Source organism: Reinekea sp. G2M2-21, assembly GCF_015687175.1.
Lineage (GTDB): Bacteria > Pseudomonadota > Gammaproteobacteria > Pseudomonadales > Natronospirillaceae > Reinekea.
On the sequence record NZ_JADPQG010000004.1, the window covers coordinates 72,525 to 96,610 of the forward strand.

At 47.7% G+C, this 24,086-nt stretch carries 17 protein-coding genes; 7 read left to right on the plus strand and 10 right to left on the minus strand.

Annotated features, from left to right (window positions below; translation table 11 throughout):
- Nucleotides 1-16: 16 nt before the first annotated feature.
- The 4 genes from IYN85_RS15500 (at nt 17) to hemN (ending at nt 3,400) form a co-directional block, all read left to right on the plus strand.
- Nucleotides 17-214 (plus strand): hypothetical protein, encoded by a 198-nt coding sequence (locus IYN85_RS15500; RefSeq protein ID WP_196160178.1) that lies wholly within the window; start codon nt 17-19, stop codon nt 212-214.
- 80 nt (nt 215-294) lie between these two features.
- Nucleotides 295-756: an Rrf2 family transcriptional regulator gene (locus IYN85_RS15505; RefSeq protein WP_196159834.1), complete on the plus strand. Its 462-nt coding sequence runs from the start codon at nt 295-297 to the stop codon at nt 754-756.
- On the plus strand, nt 753-1,961 hold the full coding sequence (locus IYN85_RS15510) for an NnrS family protein (RefSeq protein ID WP_196159835.1): 1,209 nt from the start codon (nt 753-755) through the stop codon (nt 1,959-1,961). Before IYN85_RS15505 ends, IYN85_RS15510 begins: the two co-directional genes overlap by 4 nt.
- A 56-nt stretch (nt 1,962-2,017) precedes the next feature.
- Nucleotides 2,018-3,400, plus strand: a complete 1,383-nt coding sequence (hemN, locus tag IYN85_RS15515) for an oxygen-independent coproporphyrinogen III oxidase (RefSeq protein WP_196159836.1) — start codon at nt 2,018-2,020, stop codon at nt 3,398-3,400.
- A gap of 297 nt (nt 3,401-3,697) precedes the next feature.
- Here hemN and IYN85_RS15520 read toward each other — a convergent pair whose 3' ends face one another.
- The 6 genes from IYN85_RS15520 to IYN85_RS15545 all read right to left on the minus strand — a co-directional run bounded on the left by IYN85_RS15520 (nt 3,698) and on the right by IYN85_RS15545 (nt 14,811).
- The gene (locus IYN85_RS15520) at nt 3,698-5,458 is read right to left on the minus strand and encodes a hypothetical protein (protein ID WP_196159837.1); all 1,761 of its coding nucleotides are present in this window, start codon (nt 5,456-5,458) and stop codon (nt 3,698-3,700) included.
- Between the two features lie 65 nt (nt 5,459-5,523).
- Complete coding sequence (locus IYN85_RS15525; RefSeq protein WP_196159838.1) at nt 5,524-7,356, minus strand: hypothetical protein; 1,833 nt, start codon at nt 7,354-7,356, stop codon at nt 5,524-5,526.
- Nucleotides 7,353-8,036, minus strand: coding sequence for a DUF1266 domain-containing protein (locus tag IYN85_RS15530; protein ID WP_196159839.1), 684 nt, complete (start codon nt 8,034-8,036; stop codon nt 7,353-7,355). Before IYN85_RS15530 ends, IYN85_RS15525 begins: the two co-directional genes overlap by 4 nt.
- A gap of 573 nt (nt 8,037-8,609) precedes the next feature.
- Entirely contained in the window at nt 8,610-8,957 is a 348-nt protein-coding gene (locus tag IYN85_RS15535) for a hypothetical protein (protein ID WP_196159840.1), read from the minus strand.
- Nucleotides 8,958-9,343: 386 nt separating this feature from the next.
- A complete protein-coding gene (locus IYN85_RS15540; RefSeq protein WP_196159841.1) occupies nt 9,344-9,688 on the minus strand; it encodes a hypothetical protein in 345 nt (114 codons plus the stop codon).
- Between the two features lie 2 nt (nt 9,689-9,690).
- Complete coding sequence (locus IYN85_RS15545; RefSeq protein WP_196159842.1) at nt 9,691-14,811, minus strand: RHS repeat-associated core domain-containing protein; 5,121 nt, start codon at nt 14,809-14,811, stop codon at nt 9,691-9,693.
- 469 nt (nt 14,812-15,280) lie between these two features.
- Here IYN85_RS15545 and IYN85_RS15550 point away from each other — a divergent pair, with 469 nt between their 5' ends.
- Nucleotides 15,281-15,712: a hypothetical protein gene (locus tag IYN85_RS15550; RefSeq protein ID WP_196159843.1), complete on the plus strand. Its 432-nt coding sequence runs from the start codon at nt 15,281-15,283 to the stop codon at nt 15,710-15,712.
- A 23-nt stretch (nt 15,713-15,735) separates the two neighbouring features.
- Nucleotides 15,736-18,330, plus strand: a complete 2,595-nt coding sequence (locus IYN85_RS26450; protein ID WP_196159844.1) for a DUF4132 domain-containing protein — start codon at nt 15,736-15,738, stop codon at nt 18,328-18,330.
- A 487-nt stretch (nt 18,331-18,817) separates the two neighbouring features.
- Here IYN85_RS26450 and IYN85_RS15560 read toward each other — a convergent pair whose 3' ends face one another.
- From IYN85_RS15560 to IYN85_RS15575, 4 genes are all read right to left on the minus strand, one after another.
- Nucleotides 18,818-19,864, minus strand: coding sequence for a DUF1513 domain-containing protein (locus tag IYN85_RS15560; protein ID WP_196159845.1), 1,047 nt, complete (start codon nt 19,862-19,864; stop codon nt 18,818-18,820).
- Nucleotides 19,854-20,714, minus strand: coding sequence for a hypothetical protein (locus IYN85_RS15565; RefSeq protein WP_196159846.1), 861 nt, complete (start codon nt 20,712-20,714; stop codon nt 19,854-19,856). The genes IYN85_RS15560 and IYN85_RS15565 overlap by 11 nt, the downstream gene beginning before the upstream one ends.
- 8 nt (nt 20,715-20,722) lie before the next feature.
- Nucleotides 20,723-22,111 (minus strand): di-heme oxidoredictase family protein, encoded by a 1,389-nt coding sequence (locus IYN85_RS15570; RefSeq protein ID WP_196159847.1) that lies wholly within the window; start codon nt 22,109-22,111, stop codon nt 20,723-20,725.
- A 64-nt stretch (nt 22,112-22,175) separates the two neighbouring features.
- Nucleotides 22,176-23,399 carry an imelysin family protein gene (locus tag IYN85_RS15575; RefSeq protein WP_230390786.1) on the minus strand — a complete coding sequence of 408 codons (1,224 nt, stop codon included), beginning with the start codon at nt 23,397-23,399 and terminating at the stop codon, nt 22,176-22,178.
- A gap of 159 nt (nt 23,400-23,558) precedes the next feature.
- Between IYN85_RS15575 and IYN85_RS15580 the strand changes: the two genes are divergently transcribed.
- On the plus strand, nt 23,559-23,879 hold the full coding sequence (locus tag IYN85_RS15580) for a hypothetical protein (RefSeq protein WP_196159848.1): 321 nt from the start codon (nt 23,559-23,561) through the stop codon (nt 23,877-23,879).
- Nucleotides 23,880-24,086: the final 207 nt, after the last annotated feature.

Sequence of the window (24,086 nt, forward strand, 5' to 3'; positions counted from 1 at the left end):
CCGGAATCGGCGGCGCTTGACGGTAAACTTCCTTGCCGAAGTAACCCAGGATGCCAAAGGTGATGGCCAGGATGGACAGGAGAATCCACCAGAGCCGATAGTATTGTTTCATAAGTCTGTCTCCACAGCGATTGATGATCCGGCCCGGTTAATCGTTGTTTTAAACCGGTTGTCAGAGTCTTTTTATAAAGATGTAAATGAAATGCATCTTTAATGATGGAGAAGCATACATTTTGCTTTTAAAGATGTAAACTATATGCATCTTAAAAATTCTCAAACGGGAGAGAGCAGGCCATGAACATTACCCGATACACCGACTATTCATTGAGGGTGCTGATCTATCTGGCGGTAAAAGACCCGGTGCAATGCACCATCAGTGAGATAGCGCAGTCTTACGATATTTCGAAAAACCATCTGATGAAGGTGGTGCAGTCGCTGGCACAAACCGGTTATGTCAAAGCCGTTCGGGGGAAAAACGGTGGTGTGTCGCTCAATGAACCGGCACAACGTATTAATGTCGGCAAACTGGTGCGTTCACTCGAAGACAAAACCCGGCTGGTGGAATGCTTTGGTAAAAATAACCAATGCGTGATCACACCGGCCTGCGAATTGAAGAGTATGTTTGCCCAGGCACAGGAAGCCTTTTTTGTTGTGCTCGACGGTTTTTACCTCAGTGATCTGACGGGGGAGCCGCAAGGCTCGGCGCTGAGACAACTGTTGTTGACCGACGCGACCGATTTCGGGAGCCCGACATGATCCCCGTGCATAACCGCTTATCAGCCATCCCGCCTATGGCCAGTCTGCATGCCTGGTTTGGCTTGCCATTCAGGCCGTTCTTTCTGGCTGGCGCAGGCTTTGCCAGTCTCAGTATTGCGCTTTGGGCGCTGGTATTGAGCGGGCAGATTCAATTGACCTTTTATGGCGGCGCTTACTGGTGGCATCTGCATGAGATGCTGTTCGGTTTCAGCACGGCCATCGTGATGGGGTTTCTGTTAACCGCTGTGAAAAACTGGACAGGCTTGCCGGGTTTGAACGGCTGGCCACTGGCCGGATTGTTTTTGCTCTGGTTATCCGCCCGAGTGTTGATGATCGTGCCGCTGCCGCTGCCGCCAGCTGTGTTGATCGCACTGGATCTGGCCTTTTTGCCGGTCGGTCTGGTGTTGCTGATGCGGCCGATTGTCAAAGCGCAGCGCTGGCGCAATCTGGTCTTTCTTCCGGTGCTGACCGCTATGATCGCGGTGAACGGCATCATGCATATTGCGGCCCACCTAGGGCAGGCACTGTTGGCGCAGCAGGCGGCCTATCTGATGGTCATGGTCATCTCGGTTTTAATCGCGATTATGGCCGGGCGAGTGTTTCCGATGTTTACCGCCAACGGTACCCGCACACGACGGGTCGAAAACCTGTTGTGGCTGGAACGCACCGCCATTGGAACACTGGTGCTCAGCGCCGTCGTGGTCGCTTATCCTTATTTGTTGCCGCACAGCGTTGCGTTGTTGGTGCTGATGACAGCAGCCGTGCTGAATAGCTGGCGCGCGTTGCGCTGGCGGCCTCAGGTCACGGTTCGAACGCCGTTGCTGTGGTCACTGCATTTGGCCTATTCACTGTTACCGTTGAGTTTACTGCTGTTTGCTGTCGCTTTGCTGGTGCCGACTTTTTCGCGCTCGCTGGCCTTGCATACGCTGACCATCGGCACGCTGGGATTGATGATGCTGTCGATGATTACCCGTGTCTCACTCGGTCATACCGGGCGGCTGCTAACCGTCGACTGGACCATGACGCTCGCCTTTGTTGCCATCTTCTTCGCATTTTTGTGCCGGGTTCCGGCTGCTGGGCTGGTGGCAAACCCCATGCCCTGGCTGATGGCCAGCGCGGTTTTCTGGTGTCTGGGTTTTACGCTGTTTGTGCTGCGTTTCTGGCGCTTTCTGTCGACACCGCGCCCGGACGGTCAGCCCGGTTAAATACTCGACCATTGGGCTGAAACGATACCAATAAATTCTGCAGCAGGAGTTGAAGTATGAAAATTATTCCGCAATACAATCGCGATCTTCTGTATCGCTACGACAGAACCATGCCCCGCTATACCTCTTACCCGACGGCGTTGCAGTTTCAACCGGACTTCAGCATTGAGCGCTGGCGTGAGGCACTGGACAACAGCCCGAATCGGGATAAGCCGTTGTCGCTTTATTTTCATATCCCGTTCTGTCGGTCGCCGTGTTTTTATTGTGCCTGCAGTCGCATCATTACCCGGGATCACAGTCGCAGTCTGCCGTATCTGGATGCCGTCATTGCTGAGATGGCTCTGGTTGCGCAGCAACTGCCAAAGTCACGGCGCAAGGTTCAGCAAATCCATCTGGGCGGTGGCACACCGACCTTTCTAAGTTTGTCTCAGTTGCGGCACCTGTGGGAATCGATTCAGACCCATTTTGACATTTTGGACGACGGCGAATATTCAATTGAAGTTGACCCGAGAGCGGCCGATGTCGAGATGATCGAAGAGCTGGCAAAGCTCGGCTTTAACCGCATGAGCTTTGGCGTACAGGATCTGGACCCGACGGTGCAAAAGGCCGTTAACCGCATTCAAAGCCCAGAGGAAACCTTCGCACAGATGAATGCTGCGCGTGCCGCCGGCGTTGAGTCGGTGAATGTCGATCTGATTTACGGCCTGCCGATGCAGACTCAGCAGACCTTTGCGGACACCATCGATCGCGTGTTGGAGCACCGTCCGGAGCGGGCGGCGATCTACGCCTATGCCCATATGCCTGAGATGATCAAAGCACAGCGGCAGATCGACAAATACAGTCTGCCGGATGTATCAGAAAAGCTGTCGCTGCTGGAACTGGCCATCGATCGTTTCCAGGCGGCGGGTTATGACTACATCGGGCTCGACCATTTTGCCCTGCCAGACGATACCCTGGCGAAAGCGCGTAGCGATAACAGCCTGCAACGAAATTTTCAGGGTTATGCCACGCAAAGCGATGCTGACATGCTTGGCTTTGGTGTCACCTCAATCGGCAAAGTGGGCGATACTTTTTATCAGAACCTGAAAACCGAAGCCGAATACCTACAGGCAGTGCAGGCGGGCCAGTTACCGATCAGCAAAGGGTACAGCAGCAGCGCTGACGATCGGCTGCGCGGGCAGGTGATTATGGATCTGATGTGTCAGGGGCAGGTGAACTTTGATCGTTTCTATCAACTCTATGATGTCAGCTTTCGGGATTACTTTGCCGACACCGACGCTGAATTGGCAGCCATGGCGGCCGATGGTCTGTTGACCATGGACGAGCACAACCTGCAGATCACCCCGGCTGGCCAGCTGTTGCTGCGCCATGTTGCCAATGTCTTTGACGCTTACCGCACACCGGCGCAGCGGGGCAGCGGGGCATGGCAATACCGTTGACGCTGGCCTGAAAAAAATCGCCGAAGTAATCGACGAACATTGGCTCGCACAGCTGCTGCGTTTGACTGTTGTGGGAGGTTTCGGTTTTGGTTGGAGCGTTTCAATGGGGCGTTTTCGCCCCTATTTTTAAATCCCACTGTGGTTTTTACTGCAGCTGCGTGAAAAAGCTCCGAAACGTCGTTCTAAAAAGCTGATGAATACCTCAGCAAGCGCCTGATGCGGCTAACTACAGAGCTCGTATTTATCGGGTGCCGCCCATTTTGAAAATGCAGATTTTTAGATTAAAAATCAATGGCTTCATGTACTCATACTCCGCTCCAATTGAAATTGATGAATACAATTCTCTTGGGTTACCAGTTCTGACTTGATTGAATCACTATACAAAAAAGGCTTTTCAGTGAAAGTGGTTTGATCATTAATGTCCCACAACCAACGCAATATTCCATTGTTCGTCACTTCAAATTCTAAAGTAGTGTTTGACGGTAACTGAATGGATTGAGACACATTCGGTTCTATTTTTATTGATCCCTCAAATTCCATCTCTGTGCATGAATCTCCAGAGCTTTGAATGCTGTATAGCCAGTCACCAGAGAGTACGTGCCTGTCAAAAGCATGGTGATTCACCTGTATGCCCGTAATTATCAACTCGGGCTTTGCAATGTGAACGGTTGGTATGCAGTTGTTGACTTGTGCGCTCAAGTAAAGTGGATTGGTATCAGTCAGGGCTGCTGAATAGAAAGGCAAAGAAACATGTTTTTCACCTATACTGTTAAAAGGAAATTTTGACATCCGAACTTCCGATTGTTCAAAAAGGTATTGCACTGTCAGATCAATAGATTCGCAATCACCAAAATCAAAATCTGCGATGCTAAAATCAATCATGATCTCTTTTTCTTGAGTGTTAATTGAAAGGTTGTCGAATGAGACAGCTACTTTAGAAGCACTTTGATCGGCAGGATTGATGTAGATGCCATCTGGATACAGCTTAATTCCATCGCTGACAATCTGCGGTGTTGTCGATATGCTGTAGCCTTCGATGGATGCTATTTGATCGATACCGATAGCCCGGTTTACGTAGTTAATACTTAGATCTGTAGTGGTTTTATCCCATTGGAGAGTCTCGAATATATTTGAATGAACTTGTAGGTACATTCCACATCCGTTGTAGTTATATTGACCTTCGAAAGCTAAGTTATCATTTATTGCGAAATCCAATTCAATGTTTTGCGGTTCAGAAACTGCAGAAAAGTGAATTTTGCCCTTAAGGTTTTTAGTGTATTCGCCCTGGAGGGTAAAATCAGCAAAGCTTTCTCCAGATAGCTCCAACGTGCCAGACGCTTCAAGAGTACCATCGTTTGACGTAATGGATACATCGCCAGTTATGTCATTTCGGTATTCTGCACAACTACTCGAATGATAAACGCCGTGACTTGAGTTATTCCAATCATCGTCATTAATGACAATCGACTGAAACTCAATGCTCTGTAGTACCATGTCTTTAGGATCGGCAACTGTTTTCCTTCTTTGGCTGGAAACGATACTAACTTCTATTTGAAGTTCTTCGTTGTCTTTCAAATATTGAGAGTAGGACGAGTTTACGATTGATTCTTCATTCCATAGCGATAGCTCGGCATATTGGTTGCTTACTACGTTCATTCCTTGGTCACTGATGATGTGCTCTTTAACTTTTACCAAAGGTTTGTCAGTGCTATGCGCTTTGCCGTTTTCGAAGGACATTGTATAAGTCACAAAATTTCCTGCAGGGCTAAGTGGTTTTAGTCTGATTGAAGAAATCAGCTGTTCATCACCTTTGGGAATCTCAACTCCTACTGGAAGGAAGTTGATACCAGAATCAATGATTTCTGGCATTAATATTAAAGGGTTTTGTTCTGTCTGAACTAGGCTATCTAAATTTGTTCTCTGAAGGTCATACACTGTCGTTAGTGTTTCAGTAATTTTAGGATTGCTCGGTTCAGGAGGAATCGAAACTGATGATTTTTCGTTGCAAGCTAAAAAAAATATAGGTGAAATAAGTGCTAGCAATTGTGATTTTTTCATAGTGCCTTCATATTCAGGTGAATCTTCTTCTTCTTCTTCTGCTGCATAATATTTCCTCAGGAGAACTATTTTGTCTGATTTAATAAGCGTTTTCTGCGACGTTGATACTTAAATGCGCTTAACGTCCAAAGAATGACTGTAATCATTCCCAGTGTTGCCAGAATCTTTAGGATGAGGGTCGGAATCAGACTGGTTGAAATTTCGATACGGTACAAAAAGACGTTTATCAAAACTGCCAGGAAAGCAAAGACCATTCGTTGCCAAAAAGGTGTTTTGAGCGGCACTGTTTTCTTCTGAAATTGTACCTTTTCCTGATCGATAGTCGCGTTGATGAGCGCTTTTAATGCTAAGTGATTGGTGATATTGAACGATTGGTGAACCCGTTTTTCAAACCAGGTTTCAAATGACGTGAGTGCTTCATTACAGCGATTCATTTTGAATTCTGTGTATGCAATCCAGTAAGCGTTGAACGGCATGTGAGCGCCTACTAAACCAATGTTGCGCGCTTTGATCAATAGATCTAAGGCGTCATCGTACTTCATTTCTACTAATTTAATGTAACCAAGATAGTAAGTCGTCATACTATCTTCAGGATTGTCAGCAATGCTTTTCTCAAGATATTCTGAGTATTCGCATAGATCGCTTTTATCTGCCGGCTGCGCTTCCAGCATAGTGAAGTAGGAAAGCTTTAAATGGGCTAAACACCCAAAGATCCCTTCATCTTCTGGAGTTCGTTGGCGTTCCAAGGTTAAGTAATTGAATGCTGTCTCGTAACTGTCGACATTGGACAACACCTTTGCGTAGAGTACGCGTAGCTCTGGGTGTCTTGCGATTAAATCCAAACGCGGGTTAAGCAGGTGGTAAAGCTCTCTTTGCTTACCTTGGTCGAATATGAGCTGGCACAAGGCCAAAAAGTTTTCGATATCACCGTCGTTTTCCAACGCAGTTTGTGCTTGTTGCAAGCAGTGTGTTGTTAAGCCGGATTCCGCCAGTGTTCGTAAACGAATCCAAAAATCTTCTTTCGAACCTGTCACATTCAGATAATGAGTGTCTGAACTGAGTTTATGAACTAGCGAAGCCCGCTGAACTACCCACCAACTGTCTAGTGCATCGGGTTCAACGCATTTTTCCAGATACGTTAGATTTTCACTGTCGCTTCGGTTTTCTTGGCTATACCGATAGTCAAGCTTTCGAGTATGCGGATCTTCAGGGTATTTCCGTGAAAGTTCCGCTATTGCAGCATCGCGCGCCTCGATATCGTTAATGTGGTGATAGAGGTTGATGAGTAGGCGGATAATGTCATAGGCAATATCCGTGTGTGTTTTGTATTCTTCCGCCCGTTGCTTCGCCTCAGCTAAGCGCCCTTGAGAAAGCAAGATTTTTACTTCTAATAATTTTGCCTCGTGAGCATTTGCTTGACTTTGATTAGCCGCCATTACCGCATTTTCCGCTTGGCGGTAGTCTCCACGGTTGTAATAGTATTGCGCGATTTGAAACTGTGCTTGGTACCCTACGACATCGGCAAGCGGGTTGCCGTTTTCTTTTAGTAACGCGGATAGGTCCAGCAGAAACTGAATGTCAACGGCATTTTCATAAAACAGCACTAAACCCAGTTCTATGGCAGAGGAGTTATCCTCCAAAGCCCTTAGCGCATAAAAGTGAATAAGCTTTATGGATGTAAAGCCAGGGAACGCGTTTTCAGCAGTTTGGCAAGTATCAATAATTGCGTATGGATTAACCTTTAACTCTTGCTGTGCTTTAGCGTAAAAAAAGAAAATGTGGGGATGGTTTGCCTCAATAACCGAGGTCAATGACAGTCGACTCAGAATTGCCTGAAAATCATCGCGTTTGAACAGTTCTGCAATGTCATCATACAGTGTTGCTTGTGTAGTCGTCATTCTACACCCTCTTTGATCTGAGCTTCTTGTACAATAGTTGACCAATTGATATAACTAACAAAGGGCGATTCAGGACTGGTGATTAGAGTTTTAATATTTTCATTGGTCTGTTTTATGGTGCCTGAATCATGCCCCATCGAAAACGTTCTACCTACTGCGAACGACAGTAAATAGTCTTCATGCGTCGCGAATACTGGTTTTTCTGTAATTGACCTGGCTTTCTCTTCCAGCATGCTCCAAAGCTCTTGTTCGGAAAACCAGTCCAGACTGTAGCCGGTCTTCGCTAAATTAACGTAGCGAGCGACGTCGAAGGCGTATATGGTTGCCGGACTTAGGTCATACAAATATTGCAAGGCGGTTTTGAACCGAATCCCTTCTTTATGATCTTGTTTTTTTGCACGCTCAACTCTGGCCTGTTGTTGCACATGGGTGAGAGGCAACAATTCATCCAACACTTTGTGGTAAACAACAGTATGGCCACCTTCTTGATCTAACCATTGGAGTGTTTCTTCCAGTTCGCTTTTGGAATGGATATCCCACCAACTGGAGAGCATATTCAAACTTTCCTCGATACCACTTGGTTTCAGATCTGTGTAGTTTTTAATGGTGCCAGTAATGATGATGGGGGCATCTAGAACCAACGCCATTTTTTGCAGTGGGGTCAGCAGGTCATGCGTCATTTTCGTTCGTCCTTGGCAATAAGTCGATGTTTAGTTTCTTTTAGTGGATATCGTTCCAGTCGATCGCCAGTATCAGAGATTTAAGTTCATCAATATAGTCAGCTTGTCTTTCTTTGTTATTCACGACGACTCTAAAGTCGACTGCGTAATGGTTAAGGGAGGATGCTATCGCATAAAGCTCTTTCCAACCTTCATACAAATTAGAACTCTTTAGGGTTGTTGTATAAATCGGATCGGAATTCTCCATTGCATAAAGTATATCCGATATTGAAGTAGATAGATGTTGGCGTAGTACTCTGATACCGATTTTCTGCTCACTGGTTTTATCTATAAATAATTTTATCGACAAATCATAGACTGAGTGTTCCTTTGTGGGCTCCTTCGAAACTGTCATTGATTTTTCATGCCCCTTCGTCAGATGAAATTAAAGTCCATTTTCAAATGTTGAATTTACTTTTACTCATTATTGTTACGGCTGGATTTTCAGAGTAAAGAAAAATACCGGTTATTCCTTGAAGAATTTCAAGCGATAATCTGAAATCGCAACTTTGGTTTCTGTTGATTTTAGATTTTTTAATGCGACATTAAAAAAAGCATTCGAAGTCTTTTTATGCCGTAGTTTGATTTCAAGCATTCTCTTGGCGTAAAACCACCTAATGTTTCTATGCCTTTTTTATCTAGCCAGGATTTATAGTTTTTTCCGATAAAGTGATTTACTGCCATTGCTAGGTATACGTCGTCGTCTAATTCTCTTAGTAACTCCTTTCTAATGTCACTTTTTTCCAATTCATCTGCTCCATTCGTACAGAATGTCTGCCACCATTGATCTGCAGTTTTAAATCGCCTGTTTTTTTTAGTGTTATAATAATCGTAGTCGATTTCAAAACCTTCACCTTCGGGTGTTAATGGCTCTTCATTCACAACTAAAATACTCCAAGCATATTGGCATTTGAATCGGATCTGTTTTTAGTCGAATAAGCAATGATGTTAACGAAACAAGATTAATCTGCGAATGGTCCAATTTCATTAGTTCACATCCAGCTATTTTGAATTTTTATATTTTCAAAATATCGTTGAAGTTGTTCGGAATAGCGTTATTTATACCGCCATTTGCTCTCTCAGAATAAAACCTAATCATATTAATTCCTTGTTCTTGCGTTTTTAAATCTATCTCTTGTGTTGCAGATGTAGTAGGTCCACCCTTGTAATTCCAAGTGCCAGCTACTTAGGGGTCAGTTATATCGAGTACATTCATCGGGGCCTTATTTAAATCGAAACGAGTCGGTCCTTTTTCCAGCTAAAATTACCTAATGAGATGTTAAGAAAAGCATTCGAAGCCTTTTCATTCCATAGTCTGAGCTAAGACATTGCCTAGGTGTTAGGCCTCCTAGGTCTTCAATTCCTTCTTTATCTAACCAGGTTTTATAATTTTTTCCAACAAAGTGGTTCACTGCCATTGCTAAGTAAGCATCGTTATTCAACTCTTTAAGAAGTTTTGCTTTAAGACCACTCTTTTCAAGTTCGTCAAAGCCGCTTAAACAGAACTTTTGCCACCAAGCCTCCGCGTTGGGATAATCCGGAGTAGGAGTTCTGTCATATCTGTCATATTCGATTTCTAAGCCCTCTCCTTTTGGTACGAATTCATTGTTCATTTTCAAAAACCTCCAAAGACTACAACGTTTGCACCAGCTAGATTTCTAGCAGATGGTGCGATGATGCCATTGTAACCAATTTCATTTGCTAAATTTCCGATTTGATGCGTAATGGAATATTTATCCTTTCCCGTCATCGTGAGATCTTCAAGAGAAACACCTAGTTTGTCTCTCACAGATGGATTAGTAAGGTCCAGCATGTTATCAATGCTCACGTCTTTATATTTATACTTCCGTTGGGATGTATCATATCCATATTTATCGTCATAGTGGTTAACTTCGGCAAATGCAGTTTTCTTGTCCGTTCCACCATAAATTGCACCTAATCCCCTATCTGAATATCGATGGGATGCGTTTACATTCCAAGAGCCAGCTGTCCAAGTTGTTTCAGTCTGCTCGGGTTTTTCCATTCTATGCATTCTTCCAGTGTAAGTAGTGCCTTTAATATTTTTGAAGGCCTCCTTACAAATTAACCCCAGCGGATCAACCCATTGCACCGGGTTCGGACAATACTGGTACTGGTTTAACCCTCCCATTAACCCAATCGGGTCGTGGTTGATGTATCGCCCGGCTTGAGGATCATAGTATCGGTTGAAGTTGTAGTACAGCCCGGTTTCCCGGTCTTCGCTTTGGCCTTGAAAACGTAAGTTGACGTGCAGGCGGCCGTTTTTGGCGTGCTCGTTTTTTGTGGCGCCGTACAGGTCGTGATCGGTGCGCCACAGTTCGGTGCCGGTATGGTGGTCAAACAGGGCTTTGGGGGTGCCAAGGTGATCGGTGTCGATATCCAGTAAGCCGTGGTCGCTGTCGAGCAGGGCCAGAGGGGTGTGGCTGCCGGGTTGGTAAACCACGGCTTGATCGTGCAGGCAACGTTTGTTGCTACCGAACGTGCGCGTTTGTATGGCGTGCTGTCCGCGCCAGACAGTGTGTTCGGCGTAGTCGTAGTTTGGGTTTGTGGCATCGGTAAACACTTCTTTGCGCAGGCGTCGGCCCAAGGCGTCGTACGCGAAGGTGAGCTTCTGTTTAAATTCGCCATGATGTGTTTCCACCAGTTCGATGAGCTGGTGTTTGGCGTTGTAGCTGAGAGCCTGGACCAGCGCTTTACCCTGACCGCGTTTGATGGTGACGATGTTGCCCCAGTCGTCGTATTCGTAGTGTCGGTCGCCCCAGAACGGTAAGCGGTTGTCTAGCAGTTTATCCAAGCCTTCGGGCAGTCGGTTGCCGACCGGGTCGCTGGTGAAGGGTGTGTCGTATACCTGGGTCAACGCGTCAACGGCGTTATAGTGGTAGTGCAGGGTGCCGGTAAGGCTGTCGTTGAGTTGCGACAGTCGGCCTGCGTTGTCGTATTGGTACGAGCGTTCCTGTACCACGGCTTCGCCAGATCGCGCTCTTTGGTTGAGCCGGGTGACCTGTTGCAAACGTCGCTCGGCGTCGTAACCGTAGGCAAGGGTATGTTGGCCCTGTTGCCGTTCGGTAATCTGGCCGAGGTCATTGGTTTGTTGTTGTAAAAGGGTGTGCTCGCTTTGGTCATTGCCGACACGGATGGAAGCCAACGCGCCGTTGTCGTGCCAATGGTACTGCTCGTGCCAGCTGGTTCGGCGCATGCGGTAAGTACCACGGTGCACAAAGCCAAATTGCATGTCCGGTGTTTCAGGCTTAAACGCTTTGTGATGCAGTGCCTGCAATTGCCCTTGGTCTGTGTATTGGAAATGTGATTCGTGACGATGCGCATCCAGTTTGCCAAACGCGCCCTTAAAGGTGTGGGTGCTGCTTTCCTGAATGAGTTGCCCTTGGCCGCTGTATTTGAATTCAACGTCGGCTTGGGCATTACCGGCGCGAATTAACTGCCCGAGTTCGTCATACACAAAGCTGTTGAATACGTCGGCGTTTGGTCGACCCGGGTCGCTGTAATATTCGCTCAGTAGTTTGCCGTAGGTGTCGCGCTGAAAGGTGGCGTGAATACGGCCATCGGTTAAGCCGGTTAAGTGGCCGAGCGTGTTGTAGTGGTATTCGGTAGTGCGGCCGTCGACGGTGGTTTCTTTTTTAATGCGCTCGCAAGCGTCGTATTCGAAACGATGCGCGGCACCGTTCGGGTTAATCAACGCGGTAAGGTTACGCTCTCGGTCGTATTCAAACTGTATCTGATTACCGTCCGGTAGCGTCTTTGCTTCGAGTTGCGCGAAGTTGCCGTAATGAAACTGCGTCGTGCGTCCGGCGGTGTCCGTTTGCGCGACGACGCGACCCAGAGCGTCGTATCGAAAATGTTCTGCCGCACCGTATTGATTCGTTTTTGTGGTGAGCTGACCACGGTCGTTGTACCTGAAGTGCTGCTCGTTGCCCAGGTGGTCGCATTGGCTAATGAGCCGCCCGTTGTCGTCGTACATAAAGTCGACCGATTGCTGCAAGCGACTCTCTGCCGGTAGGTCTCGGTAACACTCGTATCGCGCGAGGGTGCCCCAATGCTCGTGCCAGGTAAACCGATGTTCTTGGTCTAATGGGTCTACTTTATGGGCCAGCCGGCCAAACGCGTAATGGTAGGTTTCCTGTTTGCCGTCGGCGAAGGTTTTACGGATAAGACGGTCTTGTTCGTCGTAAGCAAAGTGCAGGGTTTGCCCAAGGTGGTTGGTCACACGTTCCGGCAAATGCGTGTTACGCCAGTACCGGATAGACGTGCTTTGTCCGCCGATATCGGTTTGATGAACGACTCGTTGGTGTTCGTCGTAGCGGTAGTGTGTGCTTTGACCCTCTGTGTTCAGGTGTTTGGTCAGTTGTTGCAGGTCGTTGTAATAAAAATATTCTGTGCCGCCGTCGCCTTGCACATGACACAAGAGTAAGGCGTGCTCGTCATAACCGAACAGTTCCGCCACACCGTTGCTGTCGGTGGTTTTATTCCAATAGGCTACACGATCATCGTGTGGGCAATCCTCACCCCGGTAGTCCCAATTGAACTGATAGTTGTAGTGCCCATCTTCGGAGGCCTGACGGGTACATCGGGCATTGGGTGTCAGTTCATCCCATTCAAACCGATAACGTGCGCCGCTTTCGGTTTGCCGCAAGGCAAATAAATGGTTTGTGTAGCGGTATTGCTCTGTTGGAAAACCGTGGCGTTTCGCGGCAAATAAATCGCCTTCGGCATTGACGCGGTACCGCACCAATGGTGTCTTCGTACCAGTCGCGACCTCTTCGCTGACAATACTGCGCAGGCCATGGTCATTCCAATGGAAGTGTAGAATACCACCCCAGCTGTTTGAGGCGCTTTCCAATCGACCTGTCGTGTCGTGGTAGTGCAAAGTCCAGAAGGCGGTTTTACTGTCGTTACTGACCTGCGCCAACCGCAAATGCTCTGGCCGCATCGGGTCGGGCGTAAAGAAAAAGGTCTGCCCGTTGTGCAGTACGGTGAAATTGTCGTGGAAACGACTGATGGAACTGCCGATAACGTGACGGTGGGTTGCACCGTGCTCCGGTAATGAGAAGGGGACGCTAATGCCTTCTTCGGTGCGCAACCAAATAGTGTCAGCGTCAATACGCAGATGGACAGCCCAAGGGTGGCTCCAGCCGAAACCTAATTCTGAACGCGTGCCACTGGCGGTACTGCGGTAGGTGCGCTTCCAGGCCAAGGGCACCGGGCCTGGCAGGTGGAAGTCTGTTGCCTCAAACAATTCTTCACCGGTGACCATGCTGATGGGTTCGCCACTTTTGCAGGTTTGTGACGCACACTCGCTGGCTTTGTCAGTGTCGGTTTTTGCTGCGTTGGTATCGTGAACCACCGGTTTTTCTGGCAATGCCTCTGTGCGGGCGTTTTGTTTCAGTTCCAGTTTCTGTTCGTGTTTGGTGATGGATACTTTTTTAACCAGCGGGTATCGCTTTAGTTCGTGTATATGGGCAATGCGTTTAATGGCGTCCACCAACGGCACGAAGCGAGGTGAGGCGGCCAGGATAGCGCCAAGTCCTGCGCTGGAGCGCAGAGTGGTTACCGCGGTGGAGGCTTTTGCCAATGCGGCGGCCGCGATGAAACACGCAGCGAGGTCGAAACTGGCAGCGCCGAACAGTTTAGCCTGGTCTTCGGCCGACATGCTGTCGTAATAACGCGCCGGAAAGGCACTGATCAGGCTCCAGAATTCGGTGTCGTCAATCAGAGCACTGGTGACAGCAGCCAAACGTTCAATATCGGCTTTTGCTTCTCCGGCCGCGTTAACTAGATAGGCGTATCCGTCGCGTATGCCGTCATGATCGGCGTCTTGCATGGCTTGATACAGCGCTGACTTTGCGCTGGATACCGCATCGGGCACGCCCTTTACCATCTCGATCGTGTCTTTGGTCAGGTCCACACCGCGGTCGAAAACTGCTTTAGCCCAGATAACGCCGATAATCAGCGCGCCATTGCCAAACCCATCTTGAAACAATAAATCGTCGAGCATGATTTTGCGTTCCATGGCTTCGGCGACAAGCCCATCCAGGCCTGCTTTAACCTGTTGTCGTAATGCAGGTAGCTCATCGTCTTTGGGTAAAATAGTGACCGTGGCTTCACCCGCCGGTAGAAAGGTGACATCTGTTTCGCCATTATCTGAGATTTTGCCGGTGAAGGTTTGACCTTCAATCTGCACTTCGTAGCGAGCGTCCGGCATGGGGTTGCCGTCCGGGTTTAAAATGGACAAATGTAAGTTGTGGTTGGTTTGACTCGGCTCGGCAAACGTTTCGCTCGCCAGAGTTTGTTTGGGCGGTGCTATCTCGGGCTGGTGTCGCTCGATCTGAGCCTGGGCAGCGGACGTTAACGCGCTGCCGGTCTGTTTTTGCCTGGCCTGATTTTGGCGTTGTACCCATCCCGTGGTAACGCAGCATAGGGTGCTGCTGTTTGCCGTGGGTCGAGAGGCTTTTCGGTAACGTTGCCCATCTTGTTCAAAAAACTGTATGCCTTCGCCGCTGCGGAAGTGTTTGGCTTGGGTGTTATCGAGTATTGCCCAGTCGCTTAAACTGCCGCGCAATTGCGATTTCACAGAATCTGGAAGTTTGCGAACGGCTTCTTTGTTGATGGAAAACGTGGAGGCAATGGTTTGTTCGGGCGCGTCGATTCGTTGATCGCCAGATGCGTCAAAGACGGACGCAGGGGCAGGGTCCTGAAAATTCATTTATATCCTTAAATGATGATTCCTTGTGAATAGCGCTATTACACGGTTTACGGCGATGGTGTTAAAGAGGAAATTTGCTCGAATCGCGAGCTTTGTGATCGTTGTCTCATCCTTAAGTTCGATGCGTTCACGAAACAGGCGGTGAACAGAAAAGTAGATAACAACACAATAGAGATGGCAACTAAGCAATATTGTTGTAAACAAAGGGGGTATTTTATGCCGCCGAGACAGGAGTTAGTCTCATTAAGGGGACTTGTGGTAAGTCAGTTGATCTGTATTTGCTGCTTTGAGCTCCGATAAAAATTGGACTACTTGGTAGCGGTAATAAGACTTCTGCAATATATTCCTAAGTAATTTAAATGGCGGCTTTCTAGATAACGGCTTGATTTGCATTTTGACTTATATTTGGAATGTAAGAATCAAAGGTCGCAACGTATATGATCAATGAGACCAGTTGTCATAGTGTAGTATGAAAGCTTTTAATGAATTATTAAGGAGAAATGCAGTGAGTTTCGCGCTATCCATTCAAGATCAAACCACCGCTGGCGATGTTCTTACTGATACAGTTGTACTTTTTCCTGTGGAAGAAATCTCAGTGAAGACCCTCATTGAATCACGCGTAGCCCAGGAAGTAGCCAATTATAAGAATCAAGACAACGAAATCTTTTCCGGTCTCATTAAACCCAAACGTGCAGAAAACGTATTGAATGGGTTTAAGATTCAAAAGAAACGTACAATCGATGTCGCTGAACAGCAGGAGGTTGCAATAAATGCTTTTCAAAGCAACGGGTTCTTCCTTTTAGTAAATGACCAACAGCTGACTGCGTTAGATGATCGTATCCTAATTACACCTAACACGAAGGTCGTTTTTTTAAAGCTGATTCCACTAGTAGGTGGTTAATATTAAAAAGATAGGTATACAAAGTGACTAGTCTTATAAAAAAGATCTTCGGCAAAGTTTCAAAGATTGAGGTGGTAAAGCCCAACTCTCCATGCAACCTCTCCTCCGATTATGAAGTGCTGATTGAGAAACTGATATCAGAAATAAGAAAAACGGGTCATCATTACGACATAAAGTTGTCCGACTTTGAAGCAGGAAAATCCATTATGGCTTTTAAACCCGAAGCCTCTCTGGACATCCTAATGGCTTGTCTTCCAATCTATGTACATAGCCACAATATCGAGAATGAAAACAGTTGGCGGAAGGAGAATACAAAGCAACGGGCATTGGAATCCGTGATTCGCGCCATGCTAAAACGTAAGTTGCCTTTCGAATTTGAGCACATCAGTGACTTGATTGTTCAGTTAAACAATGCCAAGCGGCTACATACTTATCATTATCCGGTTTCGTCAGCGATAAGGGCGATAGAAAACTACTTGCTAGATCACGAAGTTGACGAACGTTTAATCCTGCCCTTGAAGAAATTGGCGAAAAGCATCGAAAACAGTGGTTATGGCGATGCAGAAAATCGACGTTTGGTTGAACGAGCACGGCTATTACTTAGCGATCCTAATAAGTCAGCTTTGCCCCTGTCTCCGGGAGAGGCGTGGAGTGACAATGCGTCGAAGAGTATTAAAGCATTGCCTATTGAGGAGCAACAGTGCTGGTCGGATCTTTTGGTGCATTGCAAATCAGCGAATGCGGCAAAACCTAGTGCGAAATGGTTAAAAACTGCTTCGCAGTTGCGCCAATCCATCAATTCGGAACAATTCAAGAATTTCTGTTTGGATTGGTTTAGTCTGCTAGACAAGCCAAAGACAGTCGAGTTAAAAGCAAAACACAATTGGGAAACTGATCCAAATATGCTTTTTGACGAAATTAATGCCGACATTATAAAAGGTTTAGCGTGGTGTTGTTCGCTAACTGAAGATGCGGAAATCGCACGTCAATTAACTAAAGTTGGCATGCTGGTCTTTAAAAAAATCCCTGGTCATGGCGCAAAGTCCGCACGTATTGGTAATGCTGTAATTCACGCCTTGTCTTCGATGCCGGGTAAGACGGGACTGTATCAGCTTGCATTGTTGAGAATCAAAGTCAAATATCGTCAAGCCTTAACGCTAATGGAAAAATCGCTAAAATCGGCTGCTGAACGCGAAGGCCTGACGGTCGATGAACTGGCTGAAATGGGGGTGCCGAGTCTGGGCCTTGAACGAGTCGGTTACGGCGAAGAGACTGTCGGTGAGTATGTGGCGCAGATTGAAGTAAATGGTTTTCACCAGGTAGATCTAACTTGGCGAAAAACCGACGGTGATGTTCAAAAAACTGTACCGGCAAAGGTTGTAGCGTCCTTCGCTCAAGAACTTAAAGAGTTGAAAGGCTCGGTGAAGGACATTAAATCGATGATGTCTGTGCAGAAGGATCGTTTGGAACAACTGTTTCTAAAAGATATGTCATGGTCGTACGAAACCTGGGAGTCCCGCTATTTAAAACACCCTATCGTGGGAGTATTTGCCCAGCGTTTAATATGGTCTCTGAAGACGGATAAAGAAACAGAGTTGGTTATTTACCGAAATGATCAACTCGAAACAGTCGATGGTCAATGCGTGAACAGGCCTTCTCCAGCCACGCAAGTCTGTCTATGGCACCCCATTTATTCATCAGTAGAAGAAATTCAAACGTGGCGTCAACGCTTAGTGGAGTTAGAATTCACCCAACCTTTTAAACAAGCACATCGCGAGGTATATCTACTAACTGATGCAGAACGTCAGACAAGCACATATAGCAATCGGTTTGCATCGCACATTATCAAGCAACATCAGTTCAATGCTTTGGCTGCTACGCGAGGTTGGCGTTATACCCTGCAGGGTTGTTGGGACGGTGGTGGAGATGAAATCGCATCAATAAAGATCGATCAATATAATGTTCAAGCGGAGTTTTGGGTGAACGGGATTGGTGAGTACGGTGAAGATACCTCGGAGGCTGGAATCTTTATGTACGTCAGTACAGATCAAGTACGCTTTTACCCATTGCATCGCAACGTCAATGAATTGACCGAAGCGAATGTTCGACAACAAAATCCGCTACCCTTGAATGAAGTTCCTGACATTGTTTTGAGTGAAGTGTTTCGAGACGTAGATCTTTACGTTGGTGTCTGTTCAATCGGCAATGATCCCGAATGGTCTGATGGCGGTCCAGAAGGCCGTTATAGAGACTATTGGCACCGATTCAGTTTTGGTGAGTTGTCGGCGAGTGCCGAAACGCGAAAAGAAATTTTACAGAACCTCATACCAAAGTTGATATTCGGAAAGCAATGCCGATTTATAGATCGTTTTTTAGTGGTCGAAGGAAAGCGTCGAATCTATAAGATTCATTTGGGATCCGGCAATATATTGATGGAACCGAACAACCAGTATCTATGTATAGTGTCAGATAGCCGAAAATCTAAAGCCAACGATAATATTTTCTTGCCATTCGAAGGTGATAAGACCTTATCGATGATAATATCAAAAGCAGCATTGTTAGCGGCAGATGAAAAAATAAAAGACCAATCGATTAATTCACAAATTGATCGGCATTAGGAATTGAAGCGCTGGCATCATTTTGTTGTTAAGCAGCCAAGTTACGAACTAAAGGCCAGTGTTGTAGTCAAGGGATTTAACACTAATCCTTGGCTTCTATCAGAAGATGAAGGAAATTGCTTCCCAGAACTCGGGTGCCAAATATTATTCATTAGAATCTGTATTCTTCGAAGCCTGCGAAGTTTAAGAGAAAATCAGACGAACTTCAGCTAACTGGCCGATTGTAGATCGTGCAGCACTTTCGGTGTATGTTCCGATTTATTGTAAATACCGTCATTACTCGAATGCCCAAAAGATATTCCGGGTTTACATATTGTTGTTCGCAGCTTGGAAGGCTATGAATAAAACCTTTATTGTTTACCAATAGGAATACGTGGCACAGTTCGTACTCGAATCCGGTTAACGGAATGCGGACTACCCGAAAGGTCATCCGCGGCAGGTTGCTCACCGACGGCGGTATGCTATGCGTTTCGCAGGGACGCACACTTTAGGTATTCGTTACGGTGAAATGATTGTCCCAGATGATGTGGCTGTTAATGGCTTGTTCACCAATAATCATTTTTCCGGTGCCTGTTCCGGCAACCAGTCCTTGACTGGATTGCGCAAGCGCGCAGATGTCGTGTGCAAAGAATTGATCGCTCAGCGCCAGGGATTGTGTATCGAATTGACCCAGCCAATTAGACCGAGGGCTGGTGGTGACCACGTTGCCATTAATCATTTGAATGTTGCCCAGGTAGCCATTCAGTTGTGCCCACAATGTCTCCGGTGCGGCAAACGGTTGCAGTTCTCCATCGCGGATGGCAAACAACAGGCATTCGCTGTCGCGCGGTTGCTGTTGCGTTTGTCCGGCGATAAACACTTGCCCTGTTTGATCAACCGTTAAGTGGCGTAAGCTCACGTAGTTGGTTATAGCCGGGTAGTGAGCGATGGTTTGGAGTGTGCTGGCATGTAGTTTTAACACCGAAGACTGAAAGTCATCGGCGTTGGTCACTTCGCGTTCATCTGTTTTTAAACCACCGACGGCGACATAAATGGCGTTTTCGAAACGCACCATTTGGTGAGGTCCAAAATGATCAAACCTCTGTTTGTCGACCAGGTGCAGCTGGTTTTCTTTCAGCGTGTAGCGCAGCAAGATCATTTGCGAGGTTAGCCGGTCAGCACCACTGACGATCAGCTCATTACCCACCCATACCGCATGGCCATTTAATTTTAATTGATCATCGACCTGAAATGATTGCCATTGTTTCCCGCTTTGGGTGTCAAACAACACCAAAAGCTGGCCGGGGCGTCGTGCAATGGCGACCCCAATATTTTGTGTGTCGTGCACGGCAATGTCATGACCGCGAGCCGGAATCGGCAATTGCCATTGTAACCGGCCGTCGAGATCCACCGCCGACAACGCGTATTGATTTTCCGCCAGTCGGCAGGCACCGATAATCAGTTCAGTGGATTGTTGCGCAAACGCTGAGGGTGTCCATTGGCACACACTGCCAGCTGCGAGAGCTTTTAATATTGTGCGTCGGTTAATCGCCATCAAAATTGTTAAACCCCATGTAAATATCCAGCGCGGGCGCTAGTGTGTTTTCCACATATTCAGCAAACGCTTCACTGGTGCTGTTCACTTTTTCAATGTCGGAACGCGTGCTGCTCAGCGACAGCATCGATAAGCTTTTTAATTGGTTTTGCCACTGCGCAATGTCTTCATGTTTTCCGGCAAACAATGCCAATAGTTTTTGCGTCTGCAACAACAGTGCGTTTTCGATAATTGGCTGAGACTCGCTGCGCCACCCGGGGGCCAGAAACCAGTTGAGTTTAGCGTCATTGCTGAGTACGTCTTTCAAATGCGCATGCAGCGTTAACGCGGTGCCGTGCAGGGCCGAAATCTGTTCCGCCCGGTCAAAATCGTAAAAGCGTTGCAAACTATAAAACTGTTGTGATTGCGCAACCTGATGTGCGCTGATGGTTTGCAACCAGTCACAGTATTGGGTTGGCTTATCCTGCATGAGCAGGTACTCAATGGCAGACAAACTGCGCACGGACGCAGGTAGGTCTTTCCAATTTTCTTGAGCCGGAGGCTGACTAATGGCTTGATCAATTTGCTTGCGCAACCGGTCCTTGGGGTCTGGCCAAAATACATAGACAAAGCCGGTTTCCACAAATTCAGCTGCGGGCAATTGTAGGGCTTGAACAGCAAACCAGCCGCTGGCGGCCTGTTGCCACGAGGAAATGGGATTGACCTGTTTTTCGCCGTCACACATCGCCGAAATCTGCACCTGCAAATCGGTTTGCGCGGCAACGAACTGTTGTAATGCGGTTTGATCGATGCGTTCTGCCATTGCAATACCAGGCAACAGCAGGAGCAAATTCAAGGTAAGTTTTTTCATCGCGTAACCTACAGTGAATTTAAGAAAGCAAGCAGGGCATGCCTGTCTTGCGCCGTCAGTTGAGTAAATCGGGTCTGGCTGGGCAATGCTTCGCCGCCGTGCCAGAGTATGGCTTCTTCGACGCTTTGCGCTCGACCATCGTGCAATAGTGCAATCTGTTCGTTCACTTCCTGAAGGTAGCCAAGGCCCCACAAAGGCGGAGTACGCCATTCCAAGCCTGAGGCCAGATACTCTTCGCGATTGTCCGCTAACGCTTCACCCATGTCGTGCAACAACAGATCGGTAAACGGATGAATTGTTTGCTCAGAAATAGCCGGTAACGAGGGGTTTTTAGCAGTTGTATAGGTGGTGACATGACAAGCAGAACAACCTATGTCGTTGAACAGTTCGAAACCTTTCACCACATTCGGATCTTCGTGATTTCGTTGAATGGGCACGGCTAAATGGCGAGAGTAAAACGTAACAGCGGCCAAAACATCGGCTTGCAATTCTTTTTCGTCACCGGTATCGCCGTTGGGTGCGTCCAGGCAGGCAGTCTGCGCAGCGGTACAGTCTTCCGTTGGAAACAGCGCGCTGGTAATGCCAATGTCGCCGTTAAAGGCCCCTGCATTTTGTTGTTCCAAGTTGGGCATCCCGGCTTTCCAGCCAAACCGCCCTAGGGTAGTTTGTTGTGTACGAATATCCCAAACCCGATTGGCTTTGCCTGAAACTCCATCGTTATCTTCGTCGTCGGGGTCTTCATGAGCCAAGATGTCGTTCGCTGAAATCTGTTCAAGCAAACCCAGGCCAATCATTTGCGGTGCGATGCGCGGCGATGTTTGCACCCGCTCGTGGAAATCGCCGTACGCTAATTGACTGATTTTAAATTCGGGTCGTCGCAAGGTAACGGTGTCTCCATCGGGGTAGGTAAAGGTTTGTTCACGCCACTGCACAGAAATTTTGCCTTCCGGTAGCACACCGGGGATCGCAACGTCTTGTAACTGCCCGCCGTAGGTTGGTTCAGGGATGGGACCGTGTTGTTGCTGTTGCACAATGTCGGCGTCCGTTTGTGGTGCAATGGATAAGCGAATCAGCATAGACACGGCGCTGTCATCCGATGACATTGGTGCGTGTCCGCGACCATCGCGTATGTGGCAGTTCTGACACCCGTTGGTATTAAAGACCGGCCCTAAACCGTCGCGTGCGGTGGTTGAAGACGGCGCCACCACCCAAGGGTTACGAAAAAAGGAATTACCGACGCTGAAGTCAACCTTATCCAGCAAAGGCAGGTTTGCGGCCGGTTGACTGAAGGCTGCGGTGCCACTTTGTTTGGTGGTGGTTTTACCTCCGGTTAGTGGTAACTCCGCCGATACCGCAGTGGCTAAAAATAAGCTCGAGATAAAGCAAAACGTTCTCATGGATGAAACCCTTACAACGACAAAAGCACGGGAAGACCCGTGCTTGAATAATGAAACCTGAGAATCAGAATACGTGGCCGGCATCATCCGGTGTTAACTGGGTAAGACCCACCGCCTGTGCAATCTGCTCGATGGCCGCTGTTTCGGTTACCAGATTGGTGATTGCCGCATTCAACAGGTTTTTACCTTCTGCATTACCGGGGGCAATCAGCTGATCGAAAGGCGTTCCGTTCTGAGCACTGCGCACAATCGCGTCGAGCGCTGAGCGGGTGTTGGCAAAGGCATTGTCCGCTTCGTTCACCAAACTGTTTTGACCTTGAATCAACAGGTAATCCCGCAGACCCACTACTTGAATCGTTTCACCTTGCGCATTTTCGTATCGTCCGAAGTAAAGGTTGGCGATGCCCTGCGCGTTGTAGAAATGTGAGTTGTGGGTGTTGTCTGAAAAACAATCGTGTTCATCTTCGGTGGAGTTTGCTGTCAGTGCCACCTTGATGCGTTCACCGGCCAGTTCGCCCAAGGCCAAAGACCCCATACCGAACAACATTTTGTTTAAAACAACATTGGCATCGGTATTGAGCAATTCAGCCCGGTAATCGCCCTCAGGTGACCATTGATCCACCATATATTCCAGGTCGTTTACCAGCAGTTCGGTTGCTGCCAGCAGATATTGTCCCCGGCGTTTGCAGTTGCCATGGGTACAGTCTTTACCTTTGGCATAGTCGGTATAGGGGCGATTGCCCGCTCCTGGGTTATGGCCATTTAGATCTTGACCCCAAAGCAGGAATTCGATGGCGTGGTAACCTGTCGCGACGTTGGCTTCGGAGCCGGAAAACTCATTCAGACCGGCCAATGTTTCTGGTGTCAGCCGCGAAATTTTCAGGTCACCAATGGTTTTGTTATTCACAATATTGGCGGTACCGCCGTCATTACCGAGTTCATACTCGTAAGATTCGGTATCAACATAGTCGATCAAGCCTTCATCCAGTGGCCAGGCGTTGAGTTGTCCTTCCCAGTCGTCGACAACACCGTTGCCGAAGCGGAATACTTCGGATTGCTGATAGGAAGGACGCGCGGCTAGCCAAGCATTTTTTGCCGCCGCTAACGTGGACTCGGAAGGCGTTTTGACGAGCGTTTTGACGGCCGACTGTAGCGATTCTGCCGTAGCAAGGGCATCCGAGTAATTGGTATAGGCTAAATCGATGTACCCGGTAACGACATCCTGTTTGGTCACTTCCGCGCTGGCCAGAGAGGCGGTAAGCAGAGTGACGGCTAAAAGTGGTTTCATAATTCGTTCCATGTTGAGAATAATTATCATTAAGTGCGCGCATTAGAATATAAATGATAATCATTTGCAATAAGGCGATGAAATTTTTCTCAGGGTGGTCTGTCGCCCGTGTTTTACCGTATCGTGGAGGTCATCGGTCAAACTTGGAAAAGAAACCACATGAATGTGATAAGTAAGGTGTTTTTAGGTGTGGGCGTGCTCGCCAGTGTCTTGCTGGTCTGGCTTTTGCTGCTGCCGTCTTCCTGGCAAACATTTAGTGAACAGGGGAGCCAATTAACGGCGATGGTCTGGGGGCAAATCAGCTTACTGGATCTCTACGCGGGTTTTTTCTTAAGCTTGGTGCTGGTTTGGATGCTTGAACCGAAAACCTGGGTCAAGGTGCTAATTACTGTATTACTGCCGGTGTTGGGAAACCCTGTGTTGGCGCTTTGGCTGGCGGTGCGTTTTAGCTACCTTTCACAAAAGCTCCGACCGTCTTGAAGATTCGTATCAATGCGAAGGTAGCGTAATCGCCCGTTTACCAACGGTTGCGTCGGGTGTGCCGGTGCTGCGATGACCAAATAAGCAATACAACAAAGGCACCTACGGCTACAGCGATACTGGCCAAGTCTTTTGGTGTTAAAAACGTCAACATGTCGCGCCTCCTTTTTTCTAAATGATAATCATTATCATTAGTGTTGGCAATCC

Excerpts from the sequence above, each read along its gene's own strand:
- IYN85_RS15550 (WP_196159843.1), top strand. The coding sequence starts at position 15,281 with ATGAAAGCTTTTAATGAATTATTAAGGAGAAATGCAGTGAGTTTCGCG.
- IYN85_RS15540 (WP_196159841.1), bottom strand. The coding sequence starts at position 9,688 with ATGAACAATGAATTCGTACCAAAAGGAGAGGGCTTAGAAATCGAATAT.
- IYN85_RS15565 (WP_196159846.1), bottom strand. The coding sequence starts at position 20,714 with ATGAAAAAACTTACCTTGAATTTGCTCCTGCTGTTGCCTGGTATTGCA.
- IYN85_RS15545 (WP_196159842.1), bottom strand. The coding sequence starts at position 14,811 with ATGAATTTTCAGGACCCTGCCCCTGCGTCCGTCTTTGACGCATCTGGC.
- IYN85_RS15575 (WP_230390786.1), bottom strand. The coding sequence starts at position 23,399 with ATGAAACCACTTTTAGCCGTCACTCTGCTTACCGCCTCTCTGGCCAGC.
- IYN85_RS15560 (WP_196159845.1), bottom strand. The coding sequence starts at position 19,864 with ATGGCGATTAACCGACGCACAATATTAAAAGCTCTCGCAGCTGGCAGT.
- IYN85_RS15530 (WP_196159839.1), bottom strand. The coding sequence starts at position 8,036 with ATGACGCATGACCTGCTGACCCCACTGCAAAAAATGGCGTTGGTTCTA.
- IYN85_RS15580 (WP_196159848.1), top strand. The coding sequence starts at position 23,559 with ATGAATGTGATAAGTAAGGTGTTTTTAGGTGTGGGCGTGCTCGCCAGT.
- IYN85_RS15505 (WP_196159834.1), top strand. The coding sequence starts at position 295 with ATGAACATTACCCGATACACCGACTATTCATTGAGGGTGCTGATCTAT.
- IYN85_RS15510 (WP_196159835.1), top strand. The coding sequence starts at position 753 with ATGATCCCCGTGCATAACCGCTTATCAGCCATCCCGCCTATGGCCAGT.
- IYN85_RS15520 (WP_196159837.1), bottom strand. The coding sequence starts at position 5,458 with ATGAAAAAATCACAATTGCTAGCACTTATTTCACCTATATTTTTTTTA.
- hemN (WP_196159836.1), top strand. The coding sequence starts at position 2,018 with ATGAAAATTATTCCGCAATACAATCGCGATCTTCTGTATCGCTACGAC.
- IYN85_RS15525 (WP_196159838.1), bottom strand. The coding sequence starts at position 7,356 with ATGACGACTACACAAGCAACACTGTATGATGACATTGCAGAACTGTTC.
- IYN85_RS15570 (WP_196159847.1), bottom strand. The coding sequence starts at position 22,111 with ATGAGAACGTTTTGCTTTATCTCGAGCTTATTTTTAGCCACTGCGGTA.